Source organism: Bacteroides sp. 1_1_30 (genome assembly GCF_020982715.1).
In the GTDB taxonomy this organism is placed as follows: Bacteria; Bacteroidota; Bacteroidia; order Bacteroidales; family Bacteroidaceae; genus Bacteroides; species Bacteroides xylanisolvens.
This window is the reverse complement of the sequence record NZ_JAJKHN010000070.1, coordinates 1-25,594: the sequence shown is the minus strand read 5'-3', so window position 1 is coordinate 25,594 and position 25,594 is coordinate 1. Positions and strand designations below refer to the sequence as shown.

The window sequence follows — 25,594 nt, the reverse complement described above, 5'->3', positions numbered from 1 at the left end:
ACAAAGAATTACAGATTTTATTTTTGCCTGGGTGCAGGGTAGTTGCTTTTCTTCCCTCCGTTGTTTCTTTTTCCCCGGAAATCTTTTCTTTTAGAGAAATTCCCGTTCCTGTTTTTGTTGAACGAACGCGGTTTGTATTCCGGAGCCTCTCCCAATCCTTCAGGGATAGGAATCTTATAAATCTCTTTCTCCAGAAAATTCTCAATGCTTTTGAAGTTACTCTGTTCCTTTTCGTTAATAAACGTAAGTGCCACCCCGTCATTGTTGGCACGTGCTGTACGGCCGATGCGGTGCACGTAGTCCTCGCTGTCGTGAGGCACGTCGAAGTTGATAACCAGGCGGATATCATCGATGTCGATACCACGTGCAACGATGTCCGTAGCTACCAATATATTGATTCGTCCGGCTTTAAACTCATGCATAACCGTTTCCCGTTGAGCCTGTTCCAAGTCCGAATGCATTTCACCTACGTTCAGCTTCATTGATTTCAACGCCTTGGCAACTTCTTTAACCTTAATTTTGGAAGAAGCAAAGACAATCACACGTTCCGGAACCTCATCCATAAAAAGACTGCGTATGATGCCCAACTTTTGATTTTCATAGCAGACGTATGCCGCCTGAATAATCTTTTCCGCAGGTTTGGAAACAGCGAGCTTTATTTCTGACGGATCGTTTAAGATCGTATTTGCCAATTGCTGTATCTTTGCCGGCATTGTTGCTGAAAACATGATAGTCTGTCGTTCCTTCGGCAGATATTTGGCTATTTGCATGATATCTTCGTAGAATCCCATGTCGAGCATTCGGTCTGCTTCATCCAAAATAAAATAAGAAACCTTGGAAAGATCTACATATCCAAGGCTTAAATGGGCGATCAGGCGTCCGGGAGTAGCAATGACAACATCAGCTCCCAATGTGAGTCCCTTTTTCTGTTGTTCGAACAATATTCCGTCATTTCCGCCATATACGGCAACGCTCGATACCGGCATGAAATAGGAAAATCCTTCCATTTGCTGGTCGATCTGTTGGGCCAATTCCCGGGTAGGAGACATGATGACACAATTAATCGCATCCTCCGGATGTTTACCTTCAGATAATTTGTTCAATACAGGAAGCAGAAACGCGGCTGTTTTACCTGTCCCTGTCTGTGCTACTGCGATCAAATCTTTACCCTCAAGTATGATTGGAATTGCTTGTTCTTGTATAGGCGTACATTCGTCAAATCGCATGGCATCAAGCGCCTCAAGCACATTTGCATTTAATTGTAGTTCGGAAAACTTCATTCTTTTATTTTATTTGTCAGCAAAGATAATCTATTTTTTGGTCTAATTACATATTCAAGTAAGAATCTTTGAATCCGAGGAAATAGAGTACTCCATCCAGTCCAATGGTGTTGATTGATTGCTTGGCATTTGCCACCACTTTGGGCTTGGCGTGGAAGGCGATTCCCAGTCCGGCAACTCCTAGCATAGGAAGATCGTTGGCTCCGTCTCCTACGGCGATGGTCTGTGCAATATCCACCTTTTCCACTTGTGCAATGAGGCGGAGCAGTTCGGCTTTTCGTTTTCCGTCTACTACATCCCCCAGATAACGTCCGGTCAGTTTGCCGTCGATGATTTCCAATTCGTTGGCATAGACATAATCTATACCGTATTTCTTTTGCAGGTACTGGCCGAAATAAGTGAATCCTCCCGAAAGGATAGCGATCTTGTAACCGTACTTCTTCAATACATACATCAGTCGCTCTACACCCTCTGTGATAGGCAAGTTCTCGGCTATTTCCTGCATTACCGATTCGTCCAACCCCTTCAATAAGGCTACGCGACGGGTAAAGCTCTCTGTAAAGTCTATTTCTCCACGCATGGCGCTTTCCGTGATGGCTTTCACTTCGTCGCCTACACCGGCACGGATAGCCAGTTCGTCAATCACTTCTGTCTCGATTAAGGTAGAGTCCATATCAAAACAAATCAGGCGGCGCATACGGCGGTACATATTATCCTGTTGGAAAGAAAAGTCCATTTCCAGTTCGCTGGCCAGTTTCATCAGCTTCTCCTGCATGGCAATGCGGTCTTTCGGAGTACCTCTTACTGAAAATTCGATGCAAGCCCGGGTGCGTGTATCAGTCTGACATTCGTCCAACGGGATGCGACCTGTCAGACGCTTGATAGCGTCTATATTCATGCCCTGTTCGGCTAATATGCTTGTAGCGGCAGAAATCTGGCGGGCGGAAAGTTTGCGTCCCAATACTGTCAGGATATAGCGGTTTTTTCCTTGCATGCCTACCCAGTTGTCATATTGTTCGGTGGTGATAGGTTCAAACCGGATGGTCACTCCCAATGAAGAAGCTTTGAACAGGAGTTCCTTCATAATGAATCCGGAGTGTCTTTCTTCGCTCTTGAACAGAATTCCCAACGATAATGTATTATGAATATCTGCCTGGCCGATGTCAAGGATCGTAGCATCATATTTGGCAAGGATTTCAGTCACAGAAGCAGTCAGTCCCGGACGATCTTCGCCGGTAACTCGAATCAGAATCAATTCAGTATTTGATGGTTGCATAAAAAATAGACTTTAACTCTGCAAAAGTAGAGAAAAAAGTTCGTTTTTATGCTAAATAACATAAAAAGTTATACCCAAAAAGTGAGATTTTTGCTTATTTACTTGGAAGTTAATTTAATATTTACTTACCTTTGCACCCGGTTTCAAAAATAAAGGCTCTGATAATCAGCGGATTCCTCTTCGCCTGATGCCTGAAAAGACAACGTTTCGGGAAGAAACCACTGTTTAAGGACAGTCCCGGATAGTATTAACTAAAACCGAATTACATGAAGCATGTAAAATGGATTTTTGTTGTATTACTGATTTGTTCCTTGACCGCTTTCGTTGAGAAAGACAAACCTACCGGAGGTTTGAGTGAGGGCGACGTAGCCCCTGATTTTAAGATCGAATCTACGTCAAATGAGCAACCCGCCTTTAAGTTGGGAAATTTGAAAGGCAAATATGTGTTGCTAAGTTTTTGGGCAAGTTATGACGCGCAGTCCCGGATGCAAAACGTAAGTTTAAGCAATGCGCTTCGTTCTTCTCATAATGTGGAAATGGTTTCTGTTTCATTTGACGAATATCAGTCAATATTTAAGGAAACCGTTCGTAAGGATCAAATAGTTACGCCCACTTGTTTCGTGGAAACAGAAGGCGAGGATTCCGGATTATTTAAGAAATACCGTTTAAATCGGGGATTCACTAACTATTTATTGGATGGAAATGGTGTAATTATAGCCAAAAACATCTCTGCTGCAGATCTTTCTGCTTATGTAAAAGAAATCGGTTAACGATTTTAGGAATGTAAGGAGAAAGAGGGATTTTCCGGATCACCGTCAGGTGAAAACAATGGAGAATAGACAAAAGAGGAAATGGATACAACAAAAAAGTTCCGCCTACACTTGCATTAGCAGGAATAGGCGGAACTTCTTATTTTTATATCTTTCTTTCTGCGGTATATCCGAAACTTTGGGACAGTCTGCGGATCGAGTTCCTGAAGACTGCGGAAGGCTTGCAATCCTTTTATTTGTTGCTTTCTGGTTATTTGGGTGCTTTCTGATACAGGAAGAATGCGATACCTGCATAAAGGATATTGGGAATCCAGACTGCAATGGCAGGAGGCACATTTCCGTTCACAGCAAAGGTGGAGGTAATCGTTTGGAACAGGATATAAGAAAAACTTAACCCTAATCCGATACCCAAGTGGAGCCCCATACCACCTTTTGTTTTCCGGGATGAAAGCGATACACCGATGATGGTAAGGATGAAAGAAGCGAACGACATGGCAATGCGTTTGTGATATTCAATCTCAAACTCCTTGATGTTGGCAAATCCTCTTCGCTTTTGTTTTTCTATATAGTCACTTAGTTCGGGGCTGGTCAACATCTCCTGCTGATTTTTCATGATGAGAAAGTCAGAAGGTTCCATATTGATAATAGAGTCGATTCGATCTCCCTTAGTGATTTTTTCTTTTAAACCATCTAATTCGCGTACCATATAGTCGTGAATTGTCCATTTATGAACAGTTGCAGTGTCATAAGTGATACGGCGTGCAGTTAAATGCGAAACCATCTTCTTGTCAACGAATTTATCCAATGAAAAACGGTTACCGGTTTTCATGGCGTTGTTATAGTTGTCAATGTAGGCTATAACCCCGCTGTCTACCTCTAACTGTACATTGCTTACCGAATTTTGTTTCTTGGGTTTGATATACCGGTCTTCAAAGTTCAGACGCGTCACGCTTCCTTTAGGAATCACGTACGAACTTAGCGTGAAGGTGGTCAGCGCAATGATAGCGGCCGAAATCATATAAGGACGCATCATCCTCTTAAAACTCATACCGGTGGAGAACATAGCGATGATTTCAGAGTTCTCTGCCAGCTTGGAAGTAAAGAAAATAACAGCAATGAATACGAACAGCGGACTGAACAGATTGGAGAAATAGGGGATAAAGTTCATGTAGTATTCAAAGATGATTTTATCCCAAGGAGCTTCATGCTCCATCAATTTGTCCATCTTTTCGTTGAAGTCGAATACCACTGCAATAGAAATGATCAATGCAATAGCAAATACGTATGTCCCCAAGAACTTCTTGATGATATACCAGTCCAGCCGTTTTATAAATCGATTGCTTTTCATTTCTTATAATCTAGTTGATACTCTTTTGACCATCATCGGCTTCCAGGTCGAAAAATCTCCGGCAATAATATGCTTTCTTGCTTCTCCTGCCAGCCACAGATAGAATGCCAGGTTGTGTATCGAGGCAATTTGCATGGCCAGTAGCTCTTGCGCATGGAAAAGATGGCGCAAATAAGCCTTGCTGTACAACGTATCTACGCTGGAAGCCCCGTCGGCTTCGATGGGAGAGAAGTCGGTTTCCCATTTCTTGTTTCGCATATTGATAATGCCATCTTTGGTGAACAACATGCCATTTCGTCCGTTTCGTGTAGGCATAACGCAGTCGAACATATCCACGCCACGCTCTATTCCTTCAAGAATGTTGACAGGAGTTCCGACGCCCATCAGGTAACGGGGTTTGTCTTTGGGAAGTATTTCATTAACAATCTCGATCATTTCATACATCTTGTCTACCGGTTCGCCTACTGCCAAACCGCCAATAGCGTTCCCGTCGGCCCCTTTGGACGCGATAAACTCTGCTGATTGTTTGCGCAGGTCGGGATAGACACAACCTTGCACGATAGGAAAGAGAGCCTGGTTGTAACCATATTTAGGTTCCGTCTCATTAAAACGTTGTATACAACGGTCGAGCCATCTGTGCGTCAAACCTAATGACTTTTTGGCATACTCATAATCCGAGTCACCGGGAGGACATTCGTCAAAAGCCATCATAATGTCTGCGCCGATGGTGCGTTCTATGTCCATCACCTTTTCCGGAGTGAAGACGTGCTTGCTTCCGTCGATATGCGAACGAAATTCAGCTCCTTCTTCACGCAGCTTTCTGATTCCGGCCAAAGAGAATACCTGGAAACCACCGCTGTCAGTCAGCATCGGGCGGTCGAAACCGTTAAAACGGTGCAGTCCGCCTGCTTTCTCGATCACGTCCAGTCCCGGACGCAAATAGAGGTGATAGGTATTACCCAGAATAATCTGCGCCTGAATATCCTCTTTCAATTCGGTCAGATGTACTCCCTTAACCGTGCCCAGTGTGCCCACCGGCATAAAGATCGGTGTTTGTATCTGCCCGTGGTCTGTGGTAATCAGACCCGCACGGGCATTACTTTTAGTGTCTGTATATTGTAACTCAAATGTCATTCCTGGCTGGGTTTCTTAACGGATAAATCAATAGCATCCGACACTTTCTCATTGGTCAGCGCAATGGCAAATACCTCTTTTATATCGTTTACATAGTGGAAAGTCAGTCCTTTCAGATAAATCTCCTGAATCTCATCTATGTTCTTTTTGTTCTCGGCACTCATGATGATTTCCTTGATTCCGGCACGCTTGGCTGCCAATATCTTCTCTTTGATGCCACCCACGGGAAGCACTTTGCCGCGAAGGGTAATTTCGCCCGTCATGGCAATGTTGGCTTTCACTTTTCTTTGAGTCAGGGCAGAAGCCAGGGAGGTGGCCATCGTAATACCTGCCGACGGACCGTCTTTCGGAATTGCGCCTTCGGGAACGTGGATATGGATATTCCAGTTGTCGAAGATCTCTTCGTCCAGATTCAAGATAGAAGCGTGTGCCTTGATATATTCAAGTGCCAGCATGGCAGATTCTTTCATCACATCTCCCAGGTTACCGGTCAGTGTGAGACGTCCGCCCTTGCCACGGCTCAAGCTCGTTTCTACAAATAAGATTTCGCCTCCGACGGCTGTCCATGCCAATCCGGTGACTACGCCTGCGTAATCATTTCCCTGATACTTGTCACGTGTATATTCCGGTGCTCCCAGGAAGTCATACAAATCCGACGGTTTGATTTCTGTCTTGGCGAAATAACCGTCCGTAGCATATTGACGGGCTGATTTACGAAGGATTTTACCAATCTTCTTTTCCAGCTCACGAACGCCGCTCTCACGGGTATATGACTCGATGATAGCTTCCAACGTTTCTTTGGGAAGCTTGATAGCTGTCTTTTTAAGTCCGTTGGCTTCCAGCTCTTTGGGAAGCAGATGCTTACGGGCTATCTCTACTTTCTCTTCCGTGATATATCCGCTTACCTCAATCAATTCCATACGGTCGAGCAATGGGCCGGGGATTGTGTTCAGGTTGTTGGCTGTTGCTATAAACAATACCTTTGAGAGGTCGTAGTCTACATCCAGGAAGTTATCGTGGAAAGCAGTATTTTGTTCCGGATCAAGCACTTCCAGTAATGCGGAAGAGGGGTCGCCTTGACGGTCGGCGCTGACCTTGTCTATTTCATCCAGGATAAAGACAGGATTGGATGCACCGGCTTTAATCAAGCTCTTGATGATTCGTCCGGGCATGGCGCCGATATAAGTTTTCCGATGTCCGCGGATTTCAGCTTCGTCATGTACGCCGCCCAAAGACATACGTACATACTTCCGTTTGAGCGCAGATGCAATGGATTTTCCAAGAGATGTTTTACCTACTCCCGGAGGGCCATATAAGCAGATAATCGGTGATTTCATATCACCTTTCAGCTTTAATACAGCCAAATGCTCCAAAATGCGTTCTTTCACTTTTTCCAGTCCGTAATGGTCTTTGTTCAACGTCTTTTCTGCGTTTTTAAGGTTCAGATTGTCAGTTGTATACGTACCCCACGGAAGATTGAGCATGGTTTGCAGATAGTTAAGCTGTACGCTGTAATCCGGAGATTGTGGATGGGTGCGTTCCAGTTTAGCCAGTTCTTTCATAAATGTTTCCCTGACTTCTGCGTTCCAACGCATTCTTTCTGCTTTTTGGCGCATTTCTTCTATTTCCTGCTCCTGGCCGCCGCCACCTAGTTCATCTTGGATAGTCTTGATTTGCTGTTGCAGGAAGTATTCGCGTTGCTGCTGGTCAATATCTTCGCGGGCACGCATTTGGATGGATGCCTTGATTTCTGCCAGTTGCACTTCGCGGTTCAGGATTTCCAGTAAGTGATATGTGCGTTCACGTAATGAGTGGATGCTTAACAAGTCCATCTTCTCGTCTTTCTTGAACGGCAGGTTCGAGCAGATGAAATTGACTAGGAACATCGGACTGTTGATATTCTTAATAGCAAATGCCGAATCCTGATGCATCACATCTGACGATTTGATATATCTCATTGTCAAGTCCTTGCAGGTTTCCACCAAGGCTTGAAACTCTTTATCGTCTTTGCTTGGAATGTCTTCTTCCAAAAGTTCTATTTCACCTTTCAGATACGGATGGGTTTCGATAATGTTTATCAGGTTCAGACGTTTCATTCCTTGAAGGATGACAGTCGTTGTCTGATCGGGCATTTCCAATATCCGCACAATTCGTCCTACGGTACCGATATTGTGTAAATCTTCCAACTTCGGGTCCTCTGTATGTGCCGATCTCTGACATACTACGGCAATATCTTTATGCTTCTTGTCAGCGTCTCGTATGAGTTTCAGAGAAGACTTACGGCCCACTGTGATCGGCAGGAATACTCCAGGAAACAACACCATGTTACGTAGAGGGAGTACCGGAAGAATTTCACCAGATTTCACATTTACATCAAATGCCTGTTCATCGTTCCCATCATAGTCAGTGATTAGCGAGAAGCCGTTATCGCTTCCATCTTCCAATAAATATCTTTCTTTCATCTTTTCGTTTTAATTTAGTTTATGTCATACTGATATGCATAAATCGTTTGCAAAGTTAATTGATTCTCTCTAATAATAAAGCACTGCGCAGAATAAAAACACAAAAACAATGCCAAAATATCGGCTTGTAGAGGGAGTATTCCATAATTATTATTTATTTTTGGCGATTTGCAATAAAATAGTAGAATAAAACAGCTTTAAGACAAACGGATAAAATGTCGAATCCTTATTTTCAATTTAAGCAATTTACAGTGTGGCACGACCAATGTGCTATGAAAGTTGGTACGGATGGGGTGCTTTTGGGAGCTTGGGCTTCGGTTGAGCGCGCGCGCCGGATATTGGATATTGGTACGGGGACGGGCTTGGTGGCTTTAATGTTGGCTCAACGCAGTTTGCCAGACGCAAAGATTGTGGCATTGGAGATAGACGAGGCGGCGGCCGGACAGGCCAGGGAAAATGTGGCTCGTTCTCCTTGGCAGGAGCGGATAGAAGTGGTGCAGGCTGACTTTAAGAAATACCGGTCTTCGGATAAATTTGATGTGATTGTTTCAAATCCCCCTTATTTTGTCGATTCGTTGGAGTGTCCGGATCGGCAGAGGGCTGCTGCCCGTCACAATGATTCTCTAACCTACGAAGAATTGCTGGAAGGGGTAAATAGGTTATTGGCAGCAGACGGACTTTTTACGGTCGTGATTCCGACGGATGTGGTTGATCGGGTAAAGGCGATAGCTTCTATGAATAAGTTGTATGCGATTCGTCAGCTCAATGTAATTACTAAGCCCGGCGGTATTCCAAAACGTACGCTGATTGCTTTTTCTTTTTCCAATCGGGAGTGTGTGATAGAAGAACTGTTGACGGAATTGGCGCGTCATCAGTATAGTGAGGAGTATATAGCGTTGACGAGGGAGTATTATTTGAATATGTGATATGGATATATGTAAAAAAATAAGGCTTATACTTGTTATGTCAGCCTTATTTTTTTCTCTATTGCTTAAAGTAGATACATCTTCGGTTCTTTGTATTTATTAAAGTCAGGAGCTGGCTTATCTATTTTCTTGAAGATACGGGTATATTTTTCTTTTATTTTTATATAATTATCGATCCAATCTTCATAAGATTCAGATGATTTAGAAAGCAAAGCTACTTCCTGCAGAAAAGCTTCATTTGCCAACCTTTCAGTTTCTTCCAAGTTGCCTTTTATATAAGAAACACAAGCATCGGAAAGAAAGTCTTTATTATCTATTTTCTTCCAAATGCGTTTGACGTTATTAGTCATTCCCCAAATTTTAAAGAAAAGGATGATTTGCAGTATTCCAAATGCAATCATCACTATACCTGTAAATTGTATTAATCCTTCCATGATTTATTATTTTGTTTTTGGTAAGCGATCATAAAGCAAATGAAAATCAAAGTCCATGCTATGAAGATGATAATGGATTGGATGTAATATGTCGGATACAAATAATCGGGGCGATTCATGATGATCATTTGGACAAACGAATAAAGGTGGCATAATAGAATTAGTCCTGATCCTATGCTGCCCAATAAAAAAGCTGTTTTCATAAATATTATTTTTTTGTTATACGATCAATTCTAAGCATTTTTAAGTTTGGAAGTTGTTAGTATTCTAATTTTTCGTAAGTACCAGATTCCTCACCATTTTCAATTTTGAGTTTATTATTTGATATTTTACAGTCCAAATAATATGGTGACTTACCTTTTGGGAATACATCATAGATGTAAATCTTACTATCTTCGACTTTGTATTTGAACGTTTGGAAAGAAATGGGATCTGCATTGCTATAAATTCCAAAAGAGCCTTTGTCATCGTCTCCGAAATTTAAAAACTTATGCGAGCCTTTAATGCCTGTCGACCAATTACCCACGATATTGTTTTCGTTAAGCTCGATCCAGTTATCATCATCTTTACTACAGCTAGTTAAGATCAGAATAGCAAAAAGTGTAAATAAAATGTTTTTCATAATAATAATTTATAAGTTGTTTTGTTTTAGCTTGTTTAGTTGTTTCTTCGATGGCTTTTGGAGTTTTTGAGTAAAAAAGAAAACGCTGATAGCCAAGTTTGCAACTTAATTATCAGCGTTTTCTTTTTCGTCGGGGTAGCGGGATTCGAACCCACGACCCCCTGCTCCCAAAGCAGCATGATAATAAAGGGTATTCAGCTACATATCAGTCAATTATAATGATGTGAGCTAATCATTTCAAAGATAGTTCAAAGAGCGCTATTTTGAGGACCTTATTTTAGATCTTTCTAACTCATAATTCAAGAGGGCAATTTCTTGTTTTTGAGCACTGTTTTCTTGCAGTACTTTCCAGAGCTGTTGCCGGAGAGCAACGATTGTTTTGTCTTTATCTTCCATATATTTATTTGTTGGTTTATCCGGTTATTTTTTGTCGTCCGGCTACTTGCACTTTCTTGTTTTCTTTATTATCTATACAAGGAAAAACAATAGGTATACTAAATCTTATATTTGTAGCTGACTTAGCTTGTCCTTCAATTTTGGTATTACTACCGAATCCCCAAGCACCAAAAGTAACTCCAAAGCCAACTTTTCCACCTTCACCGGACATATTAGCCAATGATACCTCGAATTCAATATTCTGAACACTGTATAATTTTCCTTCTATTTCTACATTGTTCTTACTGTTACTTTTCCGAGGACTTACAATAGCCCCACTGGTTTCAACTCTTTTTTGAGCAGCTGTTATACCATCAACGATTTGGGAAATTGCTTCCTCTACAAACTCCTTGAGTTCTATTACCTTTGGGGTATTCTCTGGTTCCATTTATATTTTAAATTAAAAGTTATGTTTAAAAAGTTACTTTACAATTATCGTATGCGTAAACTACGCAAATATTATATTGATTATACAATGAAACAATCATCTAATTCCATTAATGCATTTTGCTATGAACGAGATGACGGTGGACTAGATAAGGTTGCCATTAGGTATATTGAAAATATATGTAATTATATTGTAAAAGGTATCCAATAGGATGCCTTTTAGTGTATTTTACTTTTTCAATTAACTGGACCTCATGATGTTATATGGTCATTGCTTTTCATAGAATAGCAGTCCGACACGATCTATATGCTCGCCAAAAGGAGTACCTATATTCTTACTGTAATCAACTATATCTACTTTGTATAGTAACCCCAAGTCCTCTATTTGAATATTTATATCCAACAGTTCATTGAAAGATATATTTTCCCCTATAAGGGCCAAATCAATATCTGATCCTTCGGTATAGTTGCCTTTAGCTCTGGAACCAAATATTAATACCTTGTCAATATTGGGATGTTTTTTTAATACATCACTAATATCTTTTATAACTTCATTACTTAGACCAAACATATTATGCGAATAATCCAGTGATTTTACTTCTTTCAGAACCAAGCCGAACAGCTAATTGTTTTAGTAGTATAGAATACTCAGTGTAAATCTTTTCGACTATCTCACTTGCCTTGCCATCATTATAAGTGTGCGAGGTAGCAATCCTAGCTTTTGCCATTCTACGCCAACCGTCATGATCCGTAATCATATTATCTTCAAAAGCCTTCTGAAGAGTACCATTCGGACCTTGCACAAACTCGTAACCTTTATACTTCAATAGGTCTTGAAGGACTTTCCAAGCCAACTCGAAAGTATATTCAAATCTTTGTATAAGACCTTCCATTTCCAGTTCAGTTAACTCATCGGGCTGTCTTTCGGATTCTGTAACCTGTAATACTCTTTTACATGCCTTACAATAACTATCATATCTTTGTAACCAACGTATATCTTGTTCCATAAATCTTTTTTTAGTTACACAATCAATCTGCTAGACTTCTAAATTCATCTTATATAGAGTTGATGAAGTCTACAGCATAACTCATGTCCCGCTTAGTGTACTCCATGTATTCTCTGACAGCTTGGTCTGTATATCCTTTGTTTTTAAGAATCTTCCATTTGCGTAAATGTTGTTTGAAGTCATTGCTGTTTTCATCCACTGTCGGCACCTCTTTTGCAGGAGCCTCGTTATATGGCTTATTGGGTTCTTTTTTCAGTTCTGCTACAATATTTTCATCCTTGGCAACATGGGGCTTATCGTTATCCTTTGAGTTACTTTGCTCCTTTATTGCAGAAGAAAGTTTATCAATGCTTGAAGACAATTCACGACTCCTTTCAGTATATAAGTTTTTCAGTTGCTTTACATCAGCTGCAAGCTGGAGGAACTTCACAATCAAAACAATAAGAATAACCAACTGGATGATTCCAGCCAATAGATATACAAGACCTATAATTCCAAGTGCTTCCATAATTAGCTTTTATTTTGTTTTTATATTGATTCACATATAAGTGAATGTATTTTTTCGTATGAATCAAATTTTTCAGTATCAAGCTTTATGCCTAATTTCTCTACTCTTTTTATATAGTATTTTACAACTTTCTTGTATTCGGATTTATAATATTCATTCCTTTCTTTATAATCTAAGTTGTCTTTGTCCCCGAACTCGGATATTGTTTTATTGAATAATTCAATTATACTTTTATGAAATGACTCTTTATAAAGATTGAAAGACTGCTGTTTGTCGCCGTCTAAAGCAAATAATTGAGCTTTTAGTAATATGGCATCATCGTTTAGATTTTCTTCTAATTTGCCCTTAATTTTGCTAACGTTATTGGTCATCCCCCAAATCTTAAAGAAAAGAATGATTTGTAGTATTCCGAATACAATCATTACTACACCTGTAAATGTAATTATGTCTTCCATGATTTATTGATTTTTTGTTTGTTAGTCGCTTATTCTTAGTATATTAATCGGATTGTTCTTACAAATTCTCAATATCTTCCTGCTTCTCTATCTTGTCAATAGCTTCAGGAAATTCAATACCATATTTTATATACTTTTTCTTATATTCTTTTTTTAGAGATGAGATTTGCTCTTCAAGAGCTTTCTTTTTACAACCATCAGGATCTGGAATAGAATCGTTATAATACTTCTTGATTCTATAAAACATGTCATTAAATAATAATTCTGCAATTCTATTTTTATCTCCTTTAAGGATTGCTTTTCTTAGCGTCCACTGGTCTGTCCCTCCTATAAATTCACTCCTCAAATCTCTAATATCATTGGTCATACCCCAAATCTTACAAAAGAGAATTATTTGCAATATTCCGAATATTATTGAAATGACTGCTATCAATATCAGTAAGTCTTCCATGTTATTTATTCATTAGTACATTAATTAATCGTTCTTTTTCCTCGAGAAGCTTATCCTTGCCTTCGATAACAGCTTTCAAATGCTTTATTTCTATCATAGCATCTTCAAGTTTATCTTGGCATTCATTAGTTGATATATTACCGTTATTATCTCTACCAACTAAAATATTCTTTGTACCATTTTGCATTACACTAGGTGTTATATCTTCGAAGAATGATGCAGGTGATAAATTTAAAACAGATGAAATGTGTATAAGTAGTTCTGTATCAATATTTTCTTTTTCAAATATTGAATAAGTATAAGGTCTGCTTTTGTTTATCAACTTTGCAAAGTCTGTTACACTTATATTTCTTTTAGCGACTTCTTCTTTGATTTTGTTACCTATATGCATACGAATATTATTAAATTATCTTAATAGATTACACATTTTGTCTTGTTTTTAATTACAGTGTAATGTTTTTAATTACATTTGCACTATAAAGTTAACGCAAAACATTGATAACGCCAAAATAAAAGGGCAACAAAGTTAACAAAATAGATTATTTACTCTAAAAAAGACAAGATATGAAGAATCTAAATGAAGTAATGCGCATCCTAGGCGGAAGTAAACGTTTCGATTTCGAATACAATGAGAACGGATATTCCTGTATTCTAGTAGTTTCAAGTTACCACTCCGGTGAAGAAGTAAGACTCGATCTTTCTAAACTTGATGACGAAATGCTTGAAGCCTTGCAAGTAGAAGATAAAGATAATAAAGAAATGGAGGATTAAGTCATGAAAGTGAGAATCAAGAATGTAATCGGTTCAACTGGTAACGAATGGCTTCTATGGGAGCTAAAAAAGGAAGCAGGAGTAAAAGAAGGAGATATAGTTGAGGGTAAATTCAATCCTAAAAATAAGGCAGTAGACTTTACTAGAGGTACAACAGAATGTGTCGCTTGGCTCGGAGAAACTTGCGAAGAAGTTAAAGACTAAAATAATAAAGCATGCAGGTTTAGTTTTCGATGCAAACCCTTTGAGAATGCGCCTTCCGGTAATGGAGAATCTGAAAGAGGTTACGAGATAGAATGAATCTTTAATCATCTGCGCAACAGCGATACGTTGTCCTTGGCAGGCTTGGTCGCTTTCCAGGGAACTAATTACTATAATATAATAATGTATATGGAAAATCAATTAGAAACTATCAAAGCTAATCTGCCTTACGGATACGAAAAGCAGATTGCGAAGGAAGTAGGATGCTCACAGGGTACAGTGCACAATATCCTCAACAACAAACCTGCTTCCGCTCGTTCAACCTACAAAGCTAAAGTATTGAATGTCGCTGTAAGAATGGCTAATGAAGCTTTGGAAGTCACCAAAGGAATCTCCAGAGCGGCAGCCGAACTAGAGACTTTGCATCATGGAACTGCAAGCTGATTCTGCTCTAACCAAGCGGGAAAATCAAATAGCGGGACTGGCTGCTTGTGGCTTGGCAAAGAAGGAGATTGCAGACAGATTAGGTACTGCCTACGGAACGGTAAATGTCCTGTTAGATAAGGCCTACAAAAAGACGGGGACCAGCAAATTAAACGAACTTGGTGCTTGGTGGATAAATAGAGTTTTTGCTCTAAATATAGACTTCAAGCAATTACAGAAATCATTAATCGCTCTTTCATTTCTTGGAATTATTGCCTTTCAAATTGCATTTGACTGCAACAACGACCTTAACCGGAGTCGGCGGGCAAGAATACGAAGAAATAGGATTGAAGAAGTATATGAACTCTAATCAATATTAATCAGGCAGCATAGCATAGAGATGCAGATGTGTTTCAGTAATTAAAAGCTCAACACCATTCAAAAGTAAAACAAAGAAACAGCCTAATTAGAGATTATGGAAAATTGCTTCGAAATGATGGTCGCACGATGTATTAAGATCGGAACTGTTCAAACGTTGACGATGTTAGGGCTACTTCCCGAAGTAGTAACTATATCACAAGCGGAAGATATATACGGAAAACGCCTGATTACAGAATGGCGCGAAAAAGCCTGGATTAAGTTTTATCCGGCAAATAATAAGGAAAGAGGAAAATATTATGTGAAGCGGTCAGAACTGGAAACAGCTAGCGCAATGATGGATTTGCATAATAAAGTTCCGGACAATATCATCAAACAATTAATGCAGACAGCTGTATGACACAAGTTAAACAAGGATCTTCCTTATTAAAGGAATTACAGGATAAGATAGGAAAGCAGTTGGATGAAAGAGAAAGCGCTATTAAAAATTACAGTCCTTCTCCCATCAAATGTAGTTCATCAAAAACAGATATCAGAAAAGAACCTACGGCTGAAGATATACTCCTAATGGAAGAGTATAGGCGTGGAGTATATCAAGGAGATTAAATCATTAATAATTAAATAATTATGAGTAATAGTATTCAAATCAAAGTGGAGGAGCTTAACGCACTTCCAGCAACGAAAATTGTCGAAAATGAGAAAGTTGAACAGAAGTTTGTCGGCATGTATAACGCTATTTGGGGCACAGAAATGGGTGAACAGATTTATAACCGCGAGAAGTTTCATTTCAATAAATTATTGACTGAAACGCCAGCTTTACAGGAATGTACAAAACTGTCCCTCTTTGGTTGTTTTCTTGATATGGCGGTGAATGGTCTTTCACTTGACCAATCAGGCAGGCCACAGTGTTATTTAATTCCCCGTAACGTTAAGGTAAAGACTCCTAGCGGTGATATGTGGGAAAAGCGAGCAGGACTTACTGTTTCTGCCTACGGTGAAGTATATATGCGACAACGCGCCGGACAGGTCCGCTATGTAGATAATCCTGTAGTAGTATTTGAAGGTGACAAATTCCGCCCTATTATCGGAGTAAATGGTGCTAAATCTATAGAGTACGAAGGAGCTTTCCCGAGAAAATCAGATAAGCCGGTTGCCGTATTTATCCGCATTGTACGCAATGATGGGTCAGTTGATTATTCTTGGATGATGGAATCTGATTGGAAGCGTCTATCAACCTTTTCTGCAAAGCAAAACAAGGGAACTGCAAACTCCCTGTATACCTCTAACGGTGGATTTATTGATACCGGATTCCTTGAAAACAAAATGATTAAACATGCTTTTGATGCATATCCAAAAGTGCGAACGGGCAATTATACATCTATGGAGACACAACAGGAAGAACCTGTTATTGATTACGGGCTAGTAGATGAAGAAAAGGTAAATGAGCCTATTCAATCCGCACCCTCCGTAGATGATACCAAGATTCCTTTCGGAGAAGAAAAGCAACTAGAAGCCCCGGAACCTGTGCAAGTAGCAGTATCCGAGGATGATGAAAACGGAGGCTTCTAAGTATTTATTAACCAATTTAAGAAAATAATTATGCCAACAGAATTAATCAAAATAGACGAAGTAAAAAACATTTTTTCATCATTTCCCGAAATTATGGGAAGGAATACTCTCTCCGTAAAAAAATGTAATGAAGCAGGGCAGGCTCTCCTTGATACAATCGAGGGAGAAGGTATGAATGAAACGATAGATCAGGCTGCAGCTGACTTCTTGAAAAAAGTAAATACTACTCTCAAGAATATGGACGAACGTCGCAAGCCCATCACGCAGATATTCGACAAAGTTCGTTCTTTCTTTACTTCACAAGAAAAAGAAATTGATCCTAAGGATTCTTCTACAATCCCCGGAAAGCTTGTAGCAAAGCGCAATGAGTATGCTAAGTTCAAATATGAAGAAGAGCAGAAGAGAAAGAAAGAAGCCGAGCAAAGAGTATTAATCAATAATGAAAAGGTAAGCTATCAACAAGCAATAGAAAATGGACTTCTTTCTTATTTCAGTTCATATCTATCTTCTAAGGTAACCGAGCTGCAGAATATTTTTTCGGGATTGACTTATGTAAACTTTGATAGAGAAGTAATCGGTATAACTGTTTTCCAAACTGATTACCCGAAAGCTCATTTTGATAAATTCACTGCTGAATATGCTACCTATTATATCAATAAGGAGATAAAAGCAGAGATTCGCAAAAATACATTGCTGGGTAAATATGAGCAATATGCTCAACAGTATAAGGCTAAAATTTCAAGTGTTAAACAAGATCTTATCGACCGTATTCCGTCTAAGCGTAAAGAGTTGGCTGAACTGGAACAGCTTCGCTTGGCAAATGCAGAAGAAGCCGCAAAAGCAGAAGAATTGCGCAAACAACGAGAAGCAGAAGAGGCAGCCAAACAATTACAAGAGTTAAAGAGAAAGGAAGAAGCAGATAGGCAGGAGGTTGCAATGAAAACGCAACAAAGCTCAATCGGTAATCTTTTTGCTGGTGCTGCTGCATCTGTTGCACCTCCACCGACAAACGCTAAGGTAAAAGAAAAGATTGTTGTTCTTCATCAGCAAGGATACCTGGAAATATTTCAGATGTGGTGGATAGGCGAGGGGCAGACTCTTCCTTTTGATGAGTTAGAGAAGATCTTTAAAAAGATGACTACATACTGCGAGAAGAAAGCAAACAGTAAAGATCAGACACATATTGAATCACAATTCATCAGCTACGAAGCAGATGTGAAAGCTAAATAGTTATGTCAAATCCCGATTCATACTATTCACGTTCGGAAGTCAGTAATTCAGATCTGACAGAGCTTAAAAACTATCTTTATCCCCGTGTTCAATACGGGGATAAAGAAAAGGCTTTCAAGTTCGGTACTCTCGTAGATGCTCTTATCACAGAGAATGACCGTGTCCGGTATGACAAGCTGATGGTAGACGATTACTTGTATACGACAGAAGAATTTGAGCTAGGGCTTGAAATGCGTAAGGCGCTCCGGAAAGAGGCGGAGAAAGATCAATTCCTGGCTGTCGTGTTGGCGCAATCTGATACACAGAAGTTCATGGTAAATAAGCAGCAGGAGTTCTATTATGGAAATTTTGCCTACCATCTTGATACACGATGTAAATGGGATTGGTGGTTGTCTGCTTACAATTTTGGAGGTGATTTAAAAACGACTTTTGCAGAGTCACAGGCGCAATTTGATGAAGCTATCGACTTTTTCGACTGGGACCGTTCCCGTGCCTGGTATATGGATATTGCAGGGAGCAATAGAGATTTCATCTACGCAATCTCAAAAAAGAACTGTAAAATCTTCAAGCATTTTATCACCGACCGTAACCACCCTACGTATATCAAGGGGAAAGAGAAATACGAGGACCTTGCTTTTAAATGGTGGCAACTAATGGTTTAAATATATTTTAAGTGAAAACAATATGAACTTACTAATCACTCCAAAAGAACAAATTTTGGCTGAATTACAAAATATTGATTCTTTTCTCAATATCACAATGAGCGAAAATGCTGAAGAAGCCGTACAGCGTGGCAATGACCTGGCTGTATATGTTGCTCGCTCCGGCAAACTGCTTGCAGACTCGAAATACTGGCTTAATGAGACAATGAAGTCCGAGGTCATGCAAACACTCGTCGATACAGCTAAAAATGCGAAAGCGACAGCAACGGCGATAAATGCCCTAATTAGTTCTTTATGCCGGGAGGAGCGATATCTCGTCGATTGGTGCGAACGTTGTAACCGGACAGCAACACATCAATTATCATGGTGTGTAACTGTGATAAGTAAAGCAAAAGAGGAAATGAAAATGGCCGGAATGCATAACAACAAAAAGTAATTATCATGAAAATTTTAAGAAAAATTACAATCGGACTGGCCGTTGTCGGCCTGTTTATAGCATTATCTTTTTCTCAAAGAGAAGATGCAACATCAAGAGAAATAACTACGGCTGCCGTCATGGGAGTTGTATCAACATTTAGTATTATCACTTTATCAACCAAAGAAGATTATGGAACAAGCAAAAAATGAGATTAAAAAGGCGGTCGTTAAGAAAGACCGGCTGAATGTTGTGTATAATGAACGCTTCTCTGAAGCAAACTACACGAATGTAATTAACAAGAGCTGCGATCAGATCATTCACAGCGATTTAAGGGAGGCGTTTATTCGGCTTAGATTGCATCTCGTCGTATTGTGTGAACAGCCAGAGGCTTCTAATATCAACAAGGATAGCTTTTCTTCTCCGGGCTATGCAGAGACACTAGAAAATTATATCATTACAGGTTATGCAAATGACAGCGTCGATGGTGTTTCTGGAATTACTATCATGGGGTCTAAACTTCTTCAGTCCGGTAAAGTTGTTGATCTAAAAATCTTCGTCCCTCTTCTTGATGAACAATACCCTTACTATGAGGAATTAAGTATTGACGCTGCCGCTTGTGATGCGGAAGTTGAAAGTTATCTGTTTGAAGAAAAATGGGGAGTCAGACAGGAACGACTGGATTTCGAAACAGATGAACCGGAAGAAGCCGTTGTAATTGAAGAAGAAAAGCCGAAAGGGAGGGGGCGCAAGAAGCGCTTAGAAACTCCCGCACCTCTTGACGCAACCGCATAAATCACTCTTGGGGGATTAATCTCCCCCATTAAACAACACTCTAAATCATGAATATTGAATTAAAAGGAGATAATTTCGAATTATCATTCAACTATAAGACTTCTATTATAGAACGGGTTCGGCAGATTCCCGGAAGACGTTTTGACGGTGCTAGAAAAGTTTGGATAGTACCTACACGGAGTAGAGTTGATCTTGAAAGAATGATTTATCAGATACAGCAGTTTGAAAATATAAATTGGGTGAGCGGAACTACAAAGAAAGAGGAAGATATTGCTTATGATGTTCCGGAACTTCCAGATCTAACAATTCCGCATAGCTTAAAAATTCAGCCTTATCCCTATCAACTCAAAGGTATTGCCCGGGGATTGGAGCTAAAGCGCTTCATGAACTGCGATGAACCAGGACTCGGAAAGACATTACAAAGTATTGCTACCATCAATCTAGCGAACGCTTTTCCCTGTCTTGTCATTTGCCCATCATCATTGAAAATCAACTGGCAACGGGAATGGGAGAAGTTTACGGATAAAAAAGCAATGGTACTCACAGATAAAGTACGTGATACATGGACCTTCTTTTATCAAACAGGAATGCATCAAGTCTTTATCGTAAACTATGAATCACTAAAGAAATACTTCGTACAACGCATAAAGAAAGCCGAAGGCTGGACGCTGCGCGATGTGGAATTTAGAAACTCAATCAATTTATTCAAGTCTGTTATCATTGATGAAAGCCATCGCTGTAAGTCTGCATCTACTCAACAGGCAAAGTTTTGCAAGGGTATTTGTACAGGTAAAGAATGGGTGATAGAGCTTACAGGAACACCGGTAGTAAATCGGCCTAAAGATTTGATTCCACAGCTGGCAATTCTAAACCGTATGGATGATTTCGGTGGCTACAAACCATTTGTTAACCGGTACTGCTCCGGACAAAGAGAAGCATCGAATTTGAAAGAATTGAACTTCAATTTATGGAAATATTGTATGTTTCGTCGTGAAAAGTCTCTCGTCCTTACAGATCTTCCAGATAAGATACGCCAGGTAAATACATGTGAAATTACTAATCGTAAGGAGTATATGGATGCAGAGCGTGATCTTATTATGTATCTACAGAAATATAAGGATGCCGACGATGAAAAGATTGAAAAGGCTCTGCGAGGGGAAGTCATGGTACGTATCAATATTCTACGGCAGATCTCCGCACGTGGAAAAGTACGCGATGTTATTGAATTTGTGAAAGACTTCCGAGAGAATGGAAAGAAGATAATTCTCTTTTGTTCGCTTCATGAAGTTGTAGATCAACTGAAACGTTACTTTCCCACTGCCGTATCTGTTACCGGTAGAGATTCGCAGGATGAGAAGCAAAGAGCGGTTGATGCCTTTCAGAACAATCCAAAAGCGGATATAATCATTTGCTCGATAAAAGCGGCTGGAGTTGGTTTAACGCTTACTGCATCAAGTAATGTCGCTTTTGTTGAATTCCCTTGGACGTATGCTGATTGTTGTCAGTGCGAAGACCGGGCACACCGTATCGGGCAAAAAGACTCTGTTACCTGTTACTACTTCCTTGGCCGGCGCACTATTGACGAAAAGGTCTATCGCATAATTCAAGAGAAGAAAAACATTGCTAATGCTGTAACTGGTTCTACCGAGGATATTGAAGAAAATATCGTCGATATGGTTGCACGTATCTTTGATACTGATTATGATGATGAATAATTTAAGTCTGCAAAGATATGAATCTAATCAGGCTGAACTGGTGACCAAATGATTTCTCCATTGATATATCTGAAGTGTATTGAGGAACGGTTTGCAACCTTCTCTCCTGAAAAAGAAAATTCTTTATGAAAATTCTCACTTTCATGGTTAATGGTAATAACCAATGTATCATTTGTCGTGACTTTCTCTGTATTGATTTTATAAGATACAGATGTTTCAAGTCTACTTGAAGGGCGGATTGTTCTATTACGATATATTGTTGACATATATTTGTTTTTTGCAAATATAATAATAATAAACTAATAAGCCTTGGGCGGCTTTATAAAACCCAGTATTAGAAAGTATGAATAAACTTGGAATTTTGGCGGCTATCGTATTTGTCGCAATTGTTGTGGGATGTTTTGTTACCATCCCTTATTATAACGTTTGGCAGCAAGAAATGTCTGGAAAGGCTGAATTCGCTAAAGCAGAACAAAACCGTAAAATAAAGATTGAAGAAGCTAAAGCTAATCTGGAAGCTGAAAAACTGAATGCCCAAGCTGAAATCGAACGTGCCAAAGGTGCTGCCGAAGCGATTAAAATTGAAAATGGAAGTATTACTCCTGCATATATCCAATATTTGTGGGTACGTCAACAAAGCAATCTGAATGATAAAACTGTGATATACATACCAACGGAAACAAACCTTCCTGTTTTGGAAGTGTCGAGAAATAAATAATAAATCTGCTATGCGGTAGATTCTTGTTTACCGCATAGTTCAAATCAATTTAGATATGAATAGAATCCAATTGCATAAGTCCATTCAGCACGTTACAACCGCTAATGGCAAATTGAGTGATAAGACAATAAAGTTAATCAATAAAATGGCAAAGAAAGCGTATGGAAGTAAATGATATAATGCAGCATATCGATGAATTGCTGCAAAACTACTCAAATAAAGAGTGTGCGGAGATTTTAAAAGAGGTAGTAAGTGAATGTCAGTCACGCATTGAGAATTGTGATGAAGGTGTTTACACTAATTCATAACAGAATAGAATTGAATGAAACGTCCACAGAGTAATGGATTATTCGAAGTTGCAGGAGGTCAAGAGAAAGAACGTGGCTTCTGCTGCATGAAACTGATAACTTTCCTCTCTGCTAATAATGTAACAGATTGGGATGAATGGCATGGAGCGCATCTTTCTGCTATGTCAGGGAGATGTCCCTATGCTTCGCAGTGCCCAATTCATGAGAGAACGATAGCAGTAGTAGGTAGAAGACCAATACAATTTAGCTTATTTTGAATAATGACTAAAGAAAAGTGCATTTTATGTGGAAGAGAAACGGTATCGGTTATTAAAACTGGTACCGACTTTATGTGTTATAATTGCTATGCAGATCAGCGTAATCCTCCACGTTCAAAAGAAGTACATAATAATGAGGAAGCTTGCATACAAACAGAGTTTTTTAAACTTATTCCTCTATATTTCCCTAATATACCTGACAAACTTATATTTGCCGTTCCGAACGGTGGAAGCCGTCATATACGTGAAGCTGCTAACCTGAAACGTCAAGGAGTAAAGCCTGGTGTTTCTGATGTGATCGTACTTATTCCCAAAAAGGGTTTTGCTTCTCTCTGCATAGAGTTTAAAACGAGGGTAGGGAAACAGTCAGAAGAACAGAAAGAGTTTCAAAAACAAGCGGAATCATGTCGTAATAAGTATGTGGTAGTTCGAAGTGCATCACAGGCAATCGAAGAATTACGAAAATATCTTTCTTAATAGAATTGAAATTTGTAATACTGAAATTCCACAGATTGAAATAGCTTTTATATGATAGGGGAGAGGGCATCTATTTTTTATATCTTTGCTCTAAAATTACAAGTATGACATTTGAAGAAGCAGTATCATTAGTTGATAGGATAAAAGAGCAAGTTATCGGTGTACCTGTTAAAGGTAGGCTCATTGAATCTCTATTCATCGGACCTACCAACTGGGATGAAATGCATATCTTTATGAATATCTGCCTGCAGAAAGGAGAAGATGAGGCTATTAGCGAGTTTCTCGGGAAGAGTTTCTCTGTATATGGTAAATCTGTTACCTATATTAACCTGGATCTTCCTAAGTGGGATGTAACAGTACTAGATGATTGGGAAAAAACTATTTATAATTAAAAACGAGTATCTGTGGTGAGCAAACTCTGCGTTTCCTTGTTTATAAAAAATATCTAGGGTATGAAAAAAGAACTAGAAAATGAGATTAAGCGGTTGCTAATGAAGTAACCGCCTAATTATTTAAATCGTTATCTCCTATTTGCACTATTGGCAGAAGAAATAGCTGAAATCATATTCTTGTTAAATATATCTTGGCATTCAAATATCCGGTTTCTTGTTGATGGTGAAAATACAATATTGTCGGAATCGTATTGATTGTTAATCTCTTCAGTGCCAGTTACTAGAGTTTGTGTCCTTGTAAGAAAGGCATTTACATTAACATCAGTTCTTAGTTGTTTGTTTATACTACGTTCAATATCAGATAATTTCATACTCAATTGTTTAAAAGTCTCTTTTATCATTATGGAATTACTTTTCCCTAAGGCTATCACCTTACATAAATCATTATATTCATCTTTAATAGTTTTTAATTCATTTATATAAAAATCTTTTAATGCTCTATCATCATTCATTTTTTTAGGTACAACAGCAGCTAATATCCAGGCTATTACACAACCTGTTATTATATCAACAATGATTGATACCCAATCAGCCCAATTAACCGATGACATTATACAACAGACGATGAAATCCATATTTTTTGCTCAAGTTGTCCATTTACTAATCTAAACCAGGCTTTATGGTCATTTTGCGATGTTTTTTTGGGAGTATCATTCTTTATCCTTCGTTCTTCCCATTCAGGAATAATACTCTTAAAAATTAGTTCTTTCCAAACAGGCTCCTCCTTAGATATAATTTCCAAATATTCATTTACTTTTTGACTTGAAAAGTCAAAAACTAGATTTCCGATAGCTTCATCCCAAAAAGATGACATATACCCATCAGTACCATCCAAATTCAATTGAAGCTTTTGCTTGCTTTTTATTGCATCAGCAAATTTAGAATTTAGAATTTTGTGATAGAATTCTTCTCCAGAAGCTTTGCCCTGTTTACAGTATCTTGGCCCTGGTGATTCATTAAAATCAGATAAAATACTTATTGTCATATATTTGTTAATTTAAATTATCGAATTTGTTAATACAATCAATGTTAACAACCCAAGAAAATAACACGCCTGGAAAAGGTTTGTTCAATATTTTATTATTTGTTTGATTTTCAAAATCTAAATATACGTTATTTGTAATAACCTTTAATTTACTAATATATCCATTATTAAACTTATCCAAAATGCAAGGCAATCCTCTATTTCTGTTTATTTCTTCTGTGGAAGAACCGTATTTTCTTTGAAAAGCACTAAATACAATATCACAATCATTCTTATTAAGAATAACCTTTTCGATTTCTCTTTTAAACTTTTTCTTTAAGGTTTTAAGAATTCCTTGACCAGTATCTGTCATTGTGAAAGTGACAGTATTATTATCATTTTGATGAACACTTAATAACCAATTTTTTGCATGAGAAGTATAAGCATGTTCAACTGAGTTTGAACAGATCTCCATAGCAACAGTATATGCAGGTTGGTATCTACGAGGTGTGGATAGTAGAAACTCCATAGACTTCTTTATGGCCATAGATATATTTTTATTACCAGTTGTATTTTTCCCAGCTTTTACAATCAAATTGGGAGAATTTATTTGGTAAGGTAGCCCATCCTCGTTTTTCATATAATTCAAAAATCCTGATTCGATAAATACTTTTTTACATTTTTCATCTAATGGCACATCACCTTGTACTCTAATTTGATAAAGTGCTAAATGATTTACGACACAAAGTAACATACAAATAGCA

General features: G+C 38.8%; 38 protein-coding genes. 19 read left to right on the top strand and 19 right to left on the bottom strand.

All coding sequences use genetic code 11. The features are described 5' to 3' along the window. Positions 1-17: 17 nt before the first annotated feature. Both LPH68_RS18965 and serB read right to left on the bottom strand, forming a co-directional pair. Complete coding sequence (locus LPH68_RS18965) at positions 18-1,280, bottom strand: DEAD/DEAH box helicase (RefSeq protein ID WP_008022427.1); 1,263 nt, start codon at positions 1,278-1,280, stop codon at positions 18-20. A 46-nt stretch (positions 1,281-1,326) separates the two neighbouring features. Beyond that, positions 1,327-2,556, bottom strand: a complete 1,230-nt coding sequence (gene serB, locus LPH68_RS18960) for a phosphoserine phosphatase SerB (protein WP_008017556.1) — start codon at positions 2,554-2,556, stop codon at positions 1,327-1,329. 266 nt (positions 2,557-2,822) lie between these two features. On the opposite strand from serB, the gene LPH68_RS18955 reads away from it, so the two are divergent. Next, on the top strand, positions 2,823-3,326 hold the full coding sequence (locus LPH68_RS18955) for a thioredoxin family protein (RefSeq protein ID WP_004315348.1): 504 nt from the start codon (positions 2,823-2,825) through the stop codon (positions 3,324-3,326). Between the two features lie 250 nt (positions 3,327-3,576). Here the strand turns inward: LPH68_RS18955 and LPH68_RS18950 are convergent, their stop codons facing one another. Genes LPH68_RS18950 through lon form a run of 3 tightly spaced genes read right to left on the bottom strand, consistent with a single transcriptional unit; the run spans position 3,577 to position 8,270 of the window. Then, a complete protein-coding gene (locus LPH68_RS18950; protein ID WP_008640180.1) occupies positions 3,577-4,674 on the bottom strand; it encodes an LptF/LptG family permease in 1,098 nt (365 codons plus the stop codon). A 3-nt stretch (positions 4,675-4,677) separates the two neighbouring features. Continuing rightward, positions 4,678-5,808, bottom strand: a complete 1,131-nt coding sequence (gene tgt, locus LPH68_RS18945; protein ID WP_004315350.1) for a tRNA guanosine(34) transglycosylase Tgt — start codon at positions 5,806-5,808, stop codon at positions 4,678-4,680. Next, positions 5,805-8,270 carry an endopeptidase La gene (gene lon, locus LPH68_RS18940; RefSeq protein ID WP_008640181.1) on the bottom strand — a complete coding sequence of 822 codons (2,466 nt, stop codon included), beginning with the start codon at positions 8,268-8,270 and terminating at the stop codon, positions 5,805-5,807. The genes tgt and lon overlap by 4 nt, the downstream gene beginning before the upstream one ends. 215 nt (positions 8,271-8,485) lie before the next feature. Here lon and LPH68_RS18935 point away from each other — a divergent pair, with 215 nt between their 5' ends. Beyond that, a complete protein-coding gene (locus LPH68_RS18935; protein WP_008640182.1) occupies positions 8,486-9,196 on the top strand; it encodes a tRNA1(Val) (adenine(37)-N6)-methyltransferase in 711 nt (236 codons plus the stop codon). A 65-nt stretch (positions 9,197-9,261) separates the two neighbouring features. Here the strand turns inward: LPH68_RS18935 and LPH68_RS18930 are convergent, their stop codons facing one another. The 10 genes from LPH68_RS18930 to LPH68_RS18885 all read right to left on the bottom strand — a co-directional run bounded on the left by LPH68_RS18930 (position 9,262) and on the right by LPH68_RS18885 (position 13,886). Next, positions 9,262-9,630 (bottom strand): hypothetical protein, encoded by a 369-nt coding sequence (locus LPH68_RS18930; RefSeq protein WP_008640183.1) that lies wholly within the window; start codon positions 9,628-9,630, stop codon positions 9,262-9,264. 259 nt (positions 9,631-9,889) lie between these two features. Further along, complete coding sequence (locus tag LPH68_RS18925; RefSeq protein WP_008022411.1) at positions 9,890-10,252, bottom strand: membrane lipoprotein lipid attachment site-containing protein; 363 nt, start codon at positions 10,250-10,252, stop codon at positions 9,890-9,892. Between the two features lie 258 nt (positions 10,253-10,510). Next, a complete protein-coding gene (locus LPH68_RS18920; protein WP_181985796.1) occupies positions 10,511-10,648 on the bottom strand; it encodes a hypothetical protein in 138 nt (45 codons plus the stop codon). Between the two features lie 16 nt (positions 10,649-10,664). Continuing rightward, the gene (locus LPH68_RS18915) at positions 10,665-11,075 is read right to left on the bottom strand and encodes a hypothetical protein (RefSeq protein WP_049702751.1); all 411 of its coding nucleotides are present in this window, start codon (positions 11,073-11,075) and stop codon (positions 10,665-10,667) included. A 267-nt stretch (positions 11,076-11,342) separates the two neighbouring features. Next, a complete protein-coding gene (locus LPH68_RS18910) occupies positions 11,343-11,645 on the bottom strand; it encodes a nucleotidyltransferase domain-containing protein (RefSeq protein WP_049702753.1) in 303 nt (100 codons plus the stop codon). A gap of 1 nt (position 11,646) precedes the next feature. Continuing rightward, positions 11,647-12,081, bottom strand: coding sequence for an HI0074 family nucleotidyltransferase substrate-binding subunit (locus tag LPH68_RS18905; protein ID WP_049702754.1), 435 nt, complete (start codon positions 12,079-12,081; stop codon positions 11,647-11,649). A 49-nt stretch (positions 12,082-12,130) separates the two neighbouring features. Next, a complete protein-coding gene (locus LPH68_RS18900) occupies positions 12,131-12,589 on the bottom strand; it encodes a hypothetical protein (RefSeq protein ID WP_117611167.1) in 459 nt (152 codons plus the stop codon). Positions 12,590-12,609: 20 nt separating this feature from the next. After that, positions 12,610-13,044 carry a hypothetical protein gene (locus LPH68_RS18895; protein ID WP_117611168.1) on the bottom strand — a complete coding sequence of 145 codons (435 nt, stop codon included), beginning with the start codon at positions 13,042-13,044 and terminating at the stop codon, positions 12,610-12,612. Between the two features lie 58 nt (positions 13,045-13,102). Further along, complete coding sequence (locus tag LPH68_RS18890) at positions 13,103-13,495, bottom strand: hypothetical protein (RefSeq protein WP_117611169.1); 393 nt, start codon at positions 13,493-13,495, stop codon at positions 13,103-13,105. Between the two features lies 1 nt (position 13,496). Further along, positions 13,497-13,886: a helix-turn-helix domain-containing protein gene (locus tag LPH68_RS18885; RefSeq protein ID WP_229065719.1), complete on the bottom strand. Its 390-nt coding sequence runs from the start codon at positions 13,884-13,886 to the stop codon at positions 13,497-13,499. Positions 13,887-14,059: 173 nt separating this feature from the next. On the opposite strand from LPH68_RS18885, the gene LPH68_RS18880 reads away from it, so the two are divergent. From LPH68_RS18880 to LPH68_RS18820, 13 genes are all read left to right on the top strand, one after another. Further along, complete coding sequence (locus LPH68_RS18880) at positions 14,060-14,266, top strand: hypothetical protein (RefSeq protein WP_117611170.1); 207 nt, start codon at positions 14,060-14,062, stop codon at positions 14,264-14,266. Positions 14,267-14,269: 3 nt separating this feature from the next. Then, entirely contained in the window at positions 14,270-14,470 is a 201-nt protein-coding gene (locus LPH68_RS18875) for a hypothetical protein (RefSeq protein ID WP_117611171.1), read from the top strand. 186 nt (positions 14,471-14,656) lie between these two features. Then, complete coding sequence (locus LPH68_RS18870; protein WP_117611192.1) at positions 14,657-14,911, top strand: hypothetical protein; 255 nt, start codon at positions 14,657-14,659, stop codon at positions 14,909-14,911. Further along, on the top strand, positions 14,895-15,260 hold the full coding sequence (locus tag LPH68_RS18865; RefSeq protein WP_005681106.1) for a helix-turn-helix transcriptional regulator: 366 nt from the start codon (positions 14,895-14,897) through the stop codon (positions 15,258-15,260). Before LPH68_RS18870 ends, LPH68_RS18865 begins: the two co-directional genes overlap by 17 nt. Before the next feature lie 105 nt (positions 15,261-15,365). Next, entirely contained in the window at positions 15,366-15,668 is a 303-nt protein-coding gene (locus LPH68_RS18860) for a hypothetical protein (protein WP_004303132.1), read from the top strand. Beyond that, positions 15,665-15,874, top strand: a complete 210-nt coding sequence (locus tag LPH68_RS18855) for a hypothetical protein (RefSeq protein WP_004303131.1) — start codon at positions 15,665-15,667, stop codon at positions 15,872-15,874. Before LPH68_RS18860 ends, LPH68_RS18855 begins: the two co-directional genes overlap by 4 nt. A gap of 21 nt (positions 15,875-15,895) precedes the next feature. Continuing rightward, complete coding sequence (locus LPH68_RS18850; protein ID WP_117611172.1) at positions 15,896-16,837, top strand: recombinase RecT; 942 nt, start codon at positions 15,896-15,898, stop codon at positions 16,835-16,837. 30 nt (positions 16,838-16,867) lie between these two features. Further along, positions 16,868-18,067, top strand: a complete 1,200-nt coding sequence (locus LPH68_RS18845) for a hypothetical protein (RefSeq protein ID WP_004303129.1) — start codon at positions 16,868-16,870, stop codon at positions 18,065-18,067. A gap of 2 nt (positions 18,068-18,069) precedes the next feature. Beyond that, a complete protein-coding gene (locus LPH68_RS18840; RefSeq protein ID WP_004303128.1) occupies positions 18,070-18,729 on the top strand; it encodes a hypothetical protein in 660 nt (219 codons plus the stop codon). Positions 18,730-18,751: 22 nt separating this feature from the next. Next, the gene (locus LPH68_RS18835; RefSeq protein WP_004303127.1) at positions 18,752-19,165 is read left to right on the top strand and encodes a hypothetical protein; all 414 of its coding nucleotides are present in this window, start codon (positions 18,752-18,754) and stop codon (positions 19,163-19,165) included. 5 nt (positions 19,166-19,170) lie between these two features. Beyond that, positions 19,171-19,356 (top strand): hypothetical protein, encoded by a 186-nt coding sequence (locus tag LPH68_RS18830; RefSeq protein WP_117611173.1) that lies wholly within the window; start codon positions 19,171-19,173, stop codon positions 19,354-19,356. Then, complete coding sequence (locus LPH68_RS18825) at positions 19,337-19,939, top strand: hypothetical protein (protein ID WP_049702762.1); 603 nt, start codon at positions 19,337-19,339, stop codon at positions 19,937-19,939. Before LPH68_RS18830 ends, LPH68_RS18825 begins: the two co-directional genes overlap by 20 nt. Positions 19,940-19,986: 47 nt before the next feature. Continuing rightward, complete coding sequence (locus LPH68_RS18820) at positions 19,987-21,654, top strand: DEAD/DEAH box helicase (RefSeq protein WP_117611174.1); 1,668 nt, start codon at positions 19,987-19,989, stop codon at positions 21,652-21,654. 23 nt (positions 21,655-21,677) lie between these two features. Here the strand turns inward: LPH68_RS18820 and LPH68_RS18815 are convergent, their stop codons facing one another. Beyond that, positions 21,678-21,920 carry a hypothetical protein gene (locus LPH68_RS18815; protein ID WP_117611175.1) on the bottom strand — a complete coding sequence of 81 codons (243 nt, stop codon included), beginning with the start codon at positions 21,918-21,920 and terminating at the stop codon, positions 21,678-21,680. A 77-nt stretch (positions 21,921-21,997) separates the two neighbouring features. On the opposite strand from LPH68_RS18815, the gene LPH68_RS18810 reads away from it, so the two are divergent. The 4 genes from LPH68_RS18810 to LPH68_RS18795 all read left to right on the top strand — a co-directional run bounded on the left by LPH68_RS18810 (position 21,998) and on the right by LPH68_RS18795 (position 23,806). Then, a complete protein-coding gene (locus tag LPH68_RS18810; RefSeq protein ID WP_117611176.1) occupies positions 21,998-22,372 on the top strand; it encodes a hypothetical protein in 375 nt (124 codons plus the stop codon). Positions 22,373-22,533: 161 nt separating this feature from the next. Beyond that, entirely contained in the window at positions 22,534-22,680 is a 147-nt protein-coding gene (locus tag LPH68_RS18805) for a hypothetical protein (protein ID WP_171035772.1), read from the top strand. Between the two features lie 329 nt (positions 22,681-23,009). Next, complete coding sequence (locus tag LPH68_RS18800) at positions 23,010-23,414, top strand: VRR-NUC domain-containing protein (RefSeq protein WP_117611193.1); 405 nt, start codon at positions 23,010-23,012, stop codon at positions 23,412-23,414. 104 nt (positions 23,415-23,518) lie between these two features. Then, positions 23,519-23,806 carry a hypothetical protein gene (locus LPH68_RS18795; RefSeq protein ID WP_117611177.1) on the top strand — a complete coding sequence of 96 codons (288 nt, stop codon included), beginning with the start codon at positions 23,519-23,521 and terminating at the stop codon, positions 23,804-23,806. 128 nt (positions 23,807-23,934) lie between these two features. On the opposite strand, the gene LPH68_RS18790 is transcribed toward LPH68_RS18795, so the two are convergent. From LPH68_RS18790 to LPH68_RS18780, 3 genes are all read right to left on the bottom strand, one after another. Beyond that, on the bottom strand, positions 23,935-24,441 hold the full coding sequence (locus tag LPH68_RS18790; protein ID WP_147337308.1) for a hypothetical protein: 507 nt from the start codon (positions 24,439-24,441) through the stop codon (positions 23,935-23,937). After that, a complete protein-coding gene (locus tag LPH68_RS18785; RefSeq protein WP_117611179.1) occupies positions 24,417-24,851 on the bottom strand; it encodes an STAS-like domain-containing protein in 435 nt (144 codons plus the stop codon). The genes LPH68_RS18790 and LPH68_RS18785 overlap by 25 nt, the downstream gene beginning before the upstream one ends. A 7-nt stretch (positions 24,852-24,858) precedes the next feature. Beyond that, positions 24,859-25,594, bottom strand: a 736-nt coding sequence (locus tag LPH68_RS18780; RefSeq protein WP_230297060.1) for an ATP-binding protein, incomplete at its 5' end; no start/stop codon positions are given.

Excerpts from the sequence above, each read along its gene's own strand:
- LPH68_RS18810 (WP_117611176.1), top strand. The coding sequence starts at position 21,998 with ATGAATAAACTTGGAATTTTGGCGGCTATCGTATTTGTCGCAATTGTT.
- serB (WP_008017556.1), bottom strand. The coding sequence starts at position 2,556 with ATGCAACCATCAAATACTGAATTGATTCTGATTCGAGTTACCGGCGAA.
- LPH68_RS18870 (WP_117611192.1), top strand. The coding sequence starts at position 14,657 with ATGGAAAATCAATTAGAAACTATCAAAGCTAATCTGCCTTACGGATAC.
- LPH68_RS18860 (WP_004303132.1), top strand. The coding sequence starts at position 15,366 with ATGGAAAATTGCTTCGAAATGATGGTCGCACGATGTATTAAGATCGGA.
- LPH68_RS18785 (WP_117611179.1), bottom strand. The coding sequence starts at position 24,851 with ATGACAATAAGTATTTTATCTGATTTTAATGAATCACCAGGGCCAAGA.
- LPH68_RS18905 (WP_049702754.1), bottom strand. The coding sequence starts at position 12,081 with ATGGAACAAGATATACGTTGGTTACAAAGATATGATAGTTATTGTAAG.
- tgt (WP_004315350.1), bottom strand. The coding sequence starts at position 5,808 with ATGACATTTGAGTTACAATATACAGACACTAAAAGTAATGCCCGTGCG.
- LPH68_RS18835 (WP_004303127.1), top strand. The coding sequence starts at position 18,752 with ATGAACTTACTAATCACTCCAAAAGAACAAATTTTGGCTGAATTACAA.
- LPH68_RS18850 (WP_117611172.1), top strand. The coding sequence starts at position 15,896 with ATGAGTAATAGTATTCAAATCAAAGTGGAGGAGCTTAACGCACTTCCA.
- LPH68_RS18815 (WP_117611175.1), bottom strand. The coding sequence starts at position 21,920 with ATGTCAACAATATATCGTAATAGAACAATCCGCCCTTCAAGTAGACTT.
- lon (WP_008640181.1), bottom strand. The coding sequence starts at position 8,270 with ATGAAAGAAAGATATTTATTGGAAGATGGAAGCGATAACGGCTTCTCG.
- LPH68_RS18880 (WP_117611170.1), top strand. The coding sequence starts at position 14,060 with ATGAAGAATCTAAATGAAGTAATGCGCATCCTAGGCGGAAGTAAACGT.
- LPH68_RS18800 (WP_117611193.1), top strand. The coding sequence starts at position 23,010 with ATGTGTTATAATTGCTATGCAGATCAGCGTAATCCTCCACGTTCAAAA.
- LPH68_RS18830 (WP_117611173.1), top strand. The coding sequence starts at position 19,171 with ATGAAAATTTTAAGAAAAATTACAATCGGACTGGCCGTTGTCGGCCTG.
- LPH68_RS18910 (WP_049702753.1), bottom strand. The coding sequence starts at position 11,645 with ATGTTTGGTCTAAGTAATGAAGTTATAAAAGATATTAGTGATGTATTA.
- LPH68_RS18845 (WP_004303129.1), top strand. The coding sequence starts at position 16,868 with ATGCCAACAGAATTAATCAAAATAGACGAAGTAAAAAACATTTTTTCA.
- LPH68_RS18890 (WP_117611169.1), bottom strand. The coding sequence starts at position 13,495 with ATGGAAGACTTACTGATATTGATAGCAGTCATTTCAATAATATTCGGA.
- LPH68_RS18840 (WP_004303128.1), top strand. The coding sequence starts at position 18,070 with ATGTCAAATCCCGATTCATACTATTCACGTTCGGAAGTCAGTAATTCA.
- LPH68_RS18950 (WP_008640180.1), bottom strand. The coding sequence starts at position 4,674 with ATGAAAAGCAATCGATTTATAAAACGGCTGGACTGGTATATCATCAAG.
- LPH68_RS18805 (WP_171035772.1), top strand. The coding sequence starts at position 22,534 with ATGGAAGTAAATGATATAATGCAGCATATCGATGAATTGCTGCAAAAC.
- LPH68_RS18865 (WP_005681106.1), top strand. The coding sequence starts at position 14,895 with ATGGAACTGCAAGCTGATTCTGCTCTAACCAAGCGGGAAAATCAAATA.
- LPH68_RS18930 (WP_008640183.1), bottom strand. The coding sequence starts at position 9,630 with ATGGAAGGATTAATACAATTTACAGGTATAGTGATGATTGCATTTGGA.
- LPH68_RS18895 (WP_117611168.1), bottom strand. The coding sequence starts at position 13,044 with ATGGAAGACATAATTACATTTACAGGTGTAGTAATGATTGTATTCGGA.
- LPH68_RS18790 (WP_147337308.1), bottom strand. The coding sequence starts at position 24,441 with ATGGATTTCATCGTCTGTTGTATAATGTCATCGGTTAATTGGGCTGAT.
- LPH68_RS18875 (WP_117611171.1), top strand. The coding sequence starts at position 14,270 with ATGAAAGTGAGAATCAAGAATGTAATCGGTTCAACTGGTAACGAATGG.
- LPH68_RS18915 (WP_049702751.1), bottom strand. The coding sequence starts at position 11,075 with ATGGAACCAGAGAATACCCCAAAGGTAATAGAACTCAAGGAGTTTGTA.
- LPH68_RS18900 (WP_117611167.1), bottom strand. The coding sequence starts at position 12,589 with ATGGAAGCACTTGGAATTATAGGTCTTGTATATCTATTGGCTGGAATC.
- LPH68_RS18885 (WP_229065719.1), bottom strand. The coding sequence starts at position 13,886 with ATGCATATAGGTAACAAAATCAAAGAAGAAGTCGCTAAAAGAAATATA.
- LPH68_RS18795 (WP_117611177.1), top strand. The coding sequence starts at position 23,519 with ATGACATTTGAAGAAGCAGTATCATTAGTTGATAGGATAAAAGAGCAA.
- LPH68_RS18935 (WP_008640182.1), top strand. The coding sequence starts at position 8,486 with ATGTCGAATCCTTATTTTCAATTTAAGCAATTTACAGTGTGGCACGAC.
- LPH68_RS18920 (WP_181985796.1), bottom strand. The coding sequence starts at position 10,648 with ATGGAAGATAAAGACAAAACAATCGTTGCTCTCCGGCAACAGCTCTGG.
- LPH68_RS18825 (WP_049702762.1), top strand. The coding sequence starts at position 19,337 with ATGGAACAAGCAAAAAATGAGATTAAAAAGGCGGTCGTTAAGAAAGAC.
- LPH68_RS18820 (WP_117611174.1), top strand. The coding sequence starts at position 19,987 with ATGAATATTGAATTAAAAGGAGATAATTTCGAATTATCATTCAACTAT.
- LPH68_RS18965 (WP_008022427.1), bottom strand. The coding sequence starts at position 1,280 with ATGAAGTTTTCCGAACTACAATTAAATGCAAATGTGCTTGAGGCGCTT.
- LPH68_RS18855 (WP_004303131.1), top strand. The coding sequence starts at position 15,665 with ATGACACAAGTTAAACAAGGATCTTCCTTATTAAAGGAATTACAGGAT.
- LPH68_RS18955 (WP_004315348.1), top strand. The coding sequence starts at position 2,823 with ATGAAGCATGTAAAATGGATTTTTGTTGTATTACTGATTTGTTCCTTG.
- LPH68_RS18925 (WP_008022411.1), bottom strand. The coding sequence starts at position 10,252 with ATGAAAAACATTTTATTTACACTTTTTGCTATTCTGATCTTAACTAGC.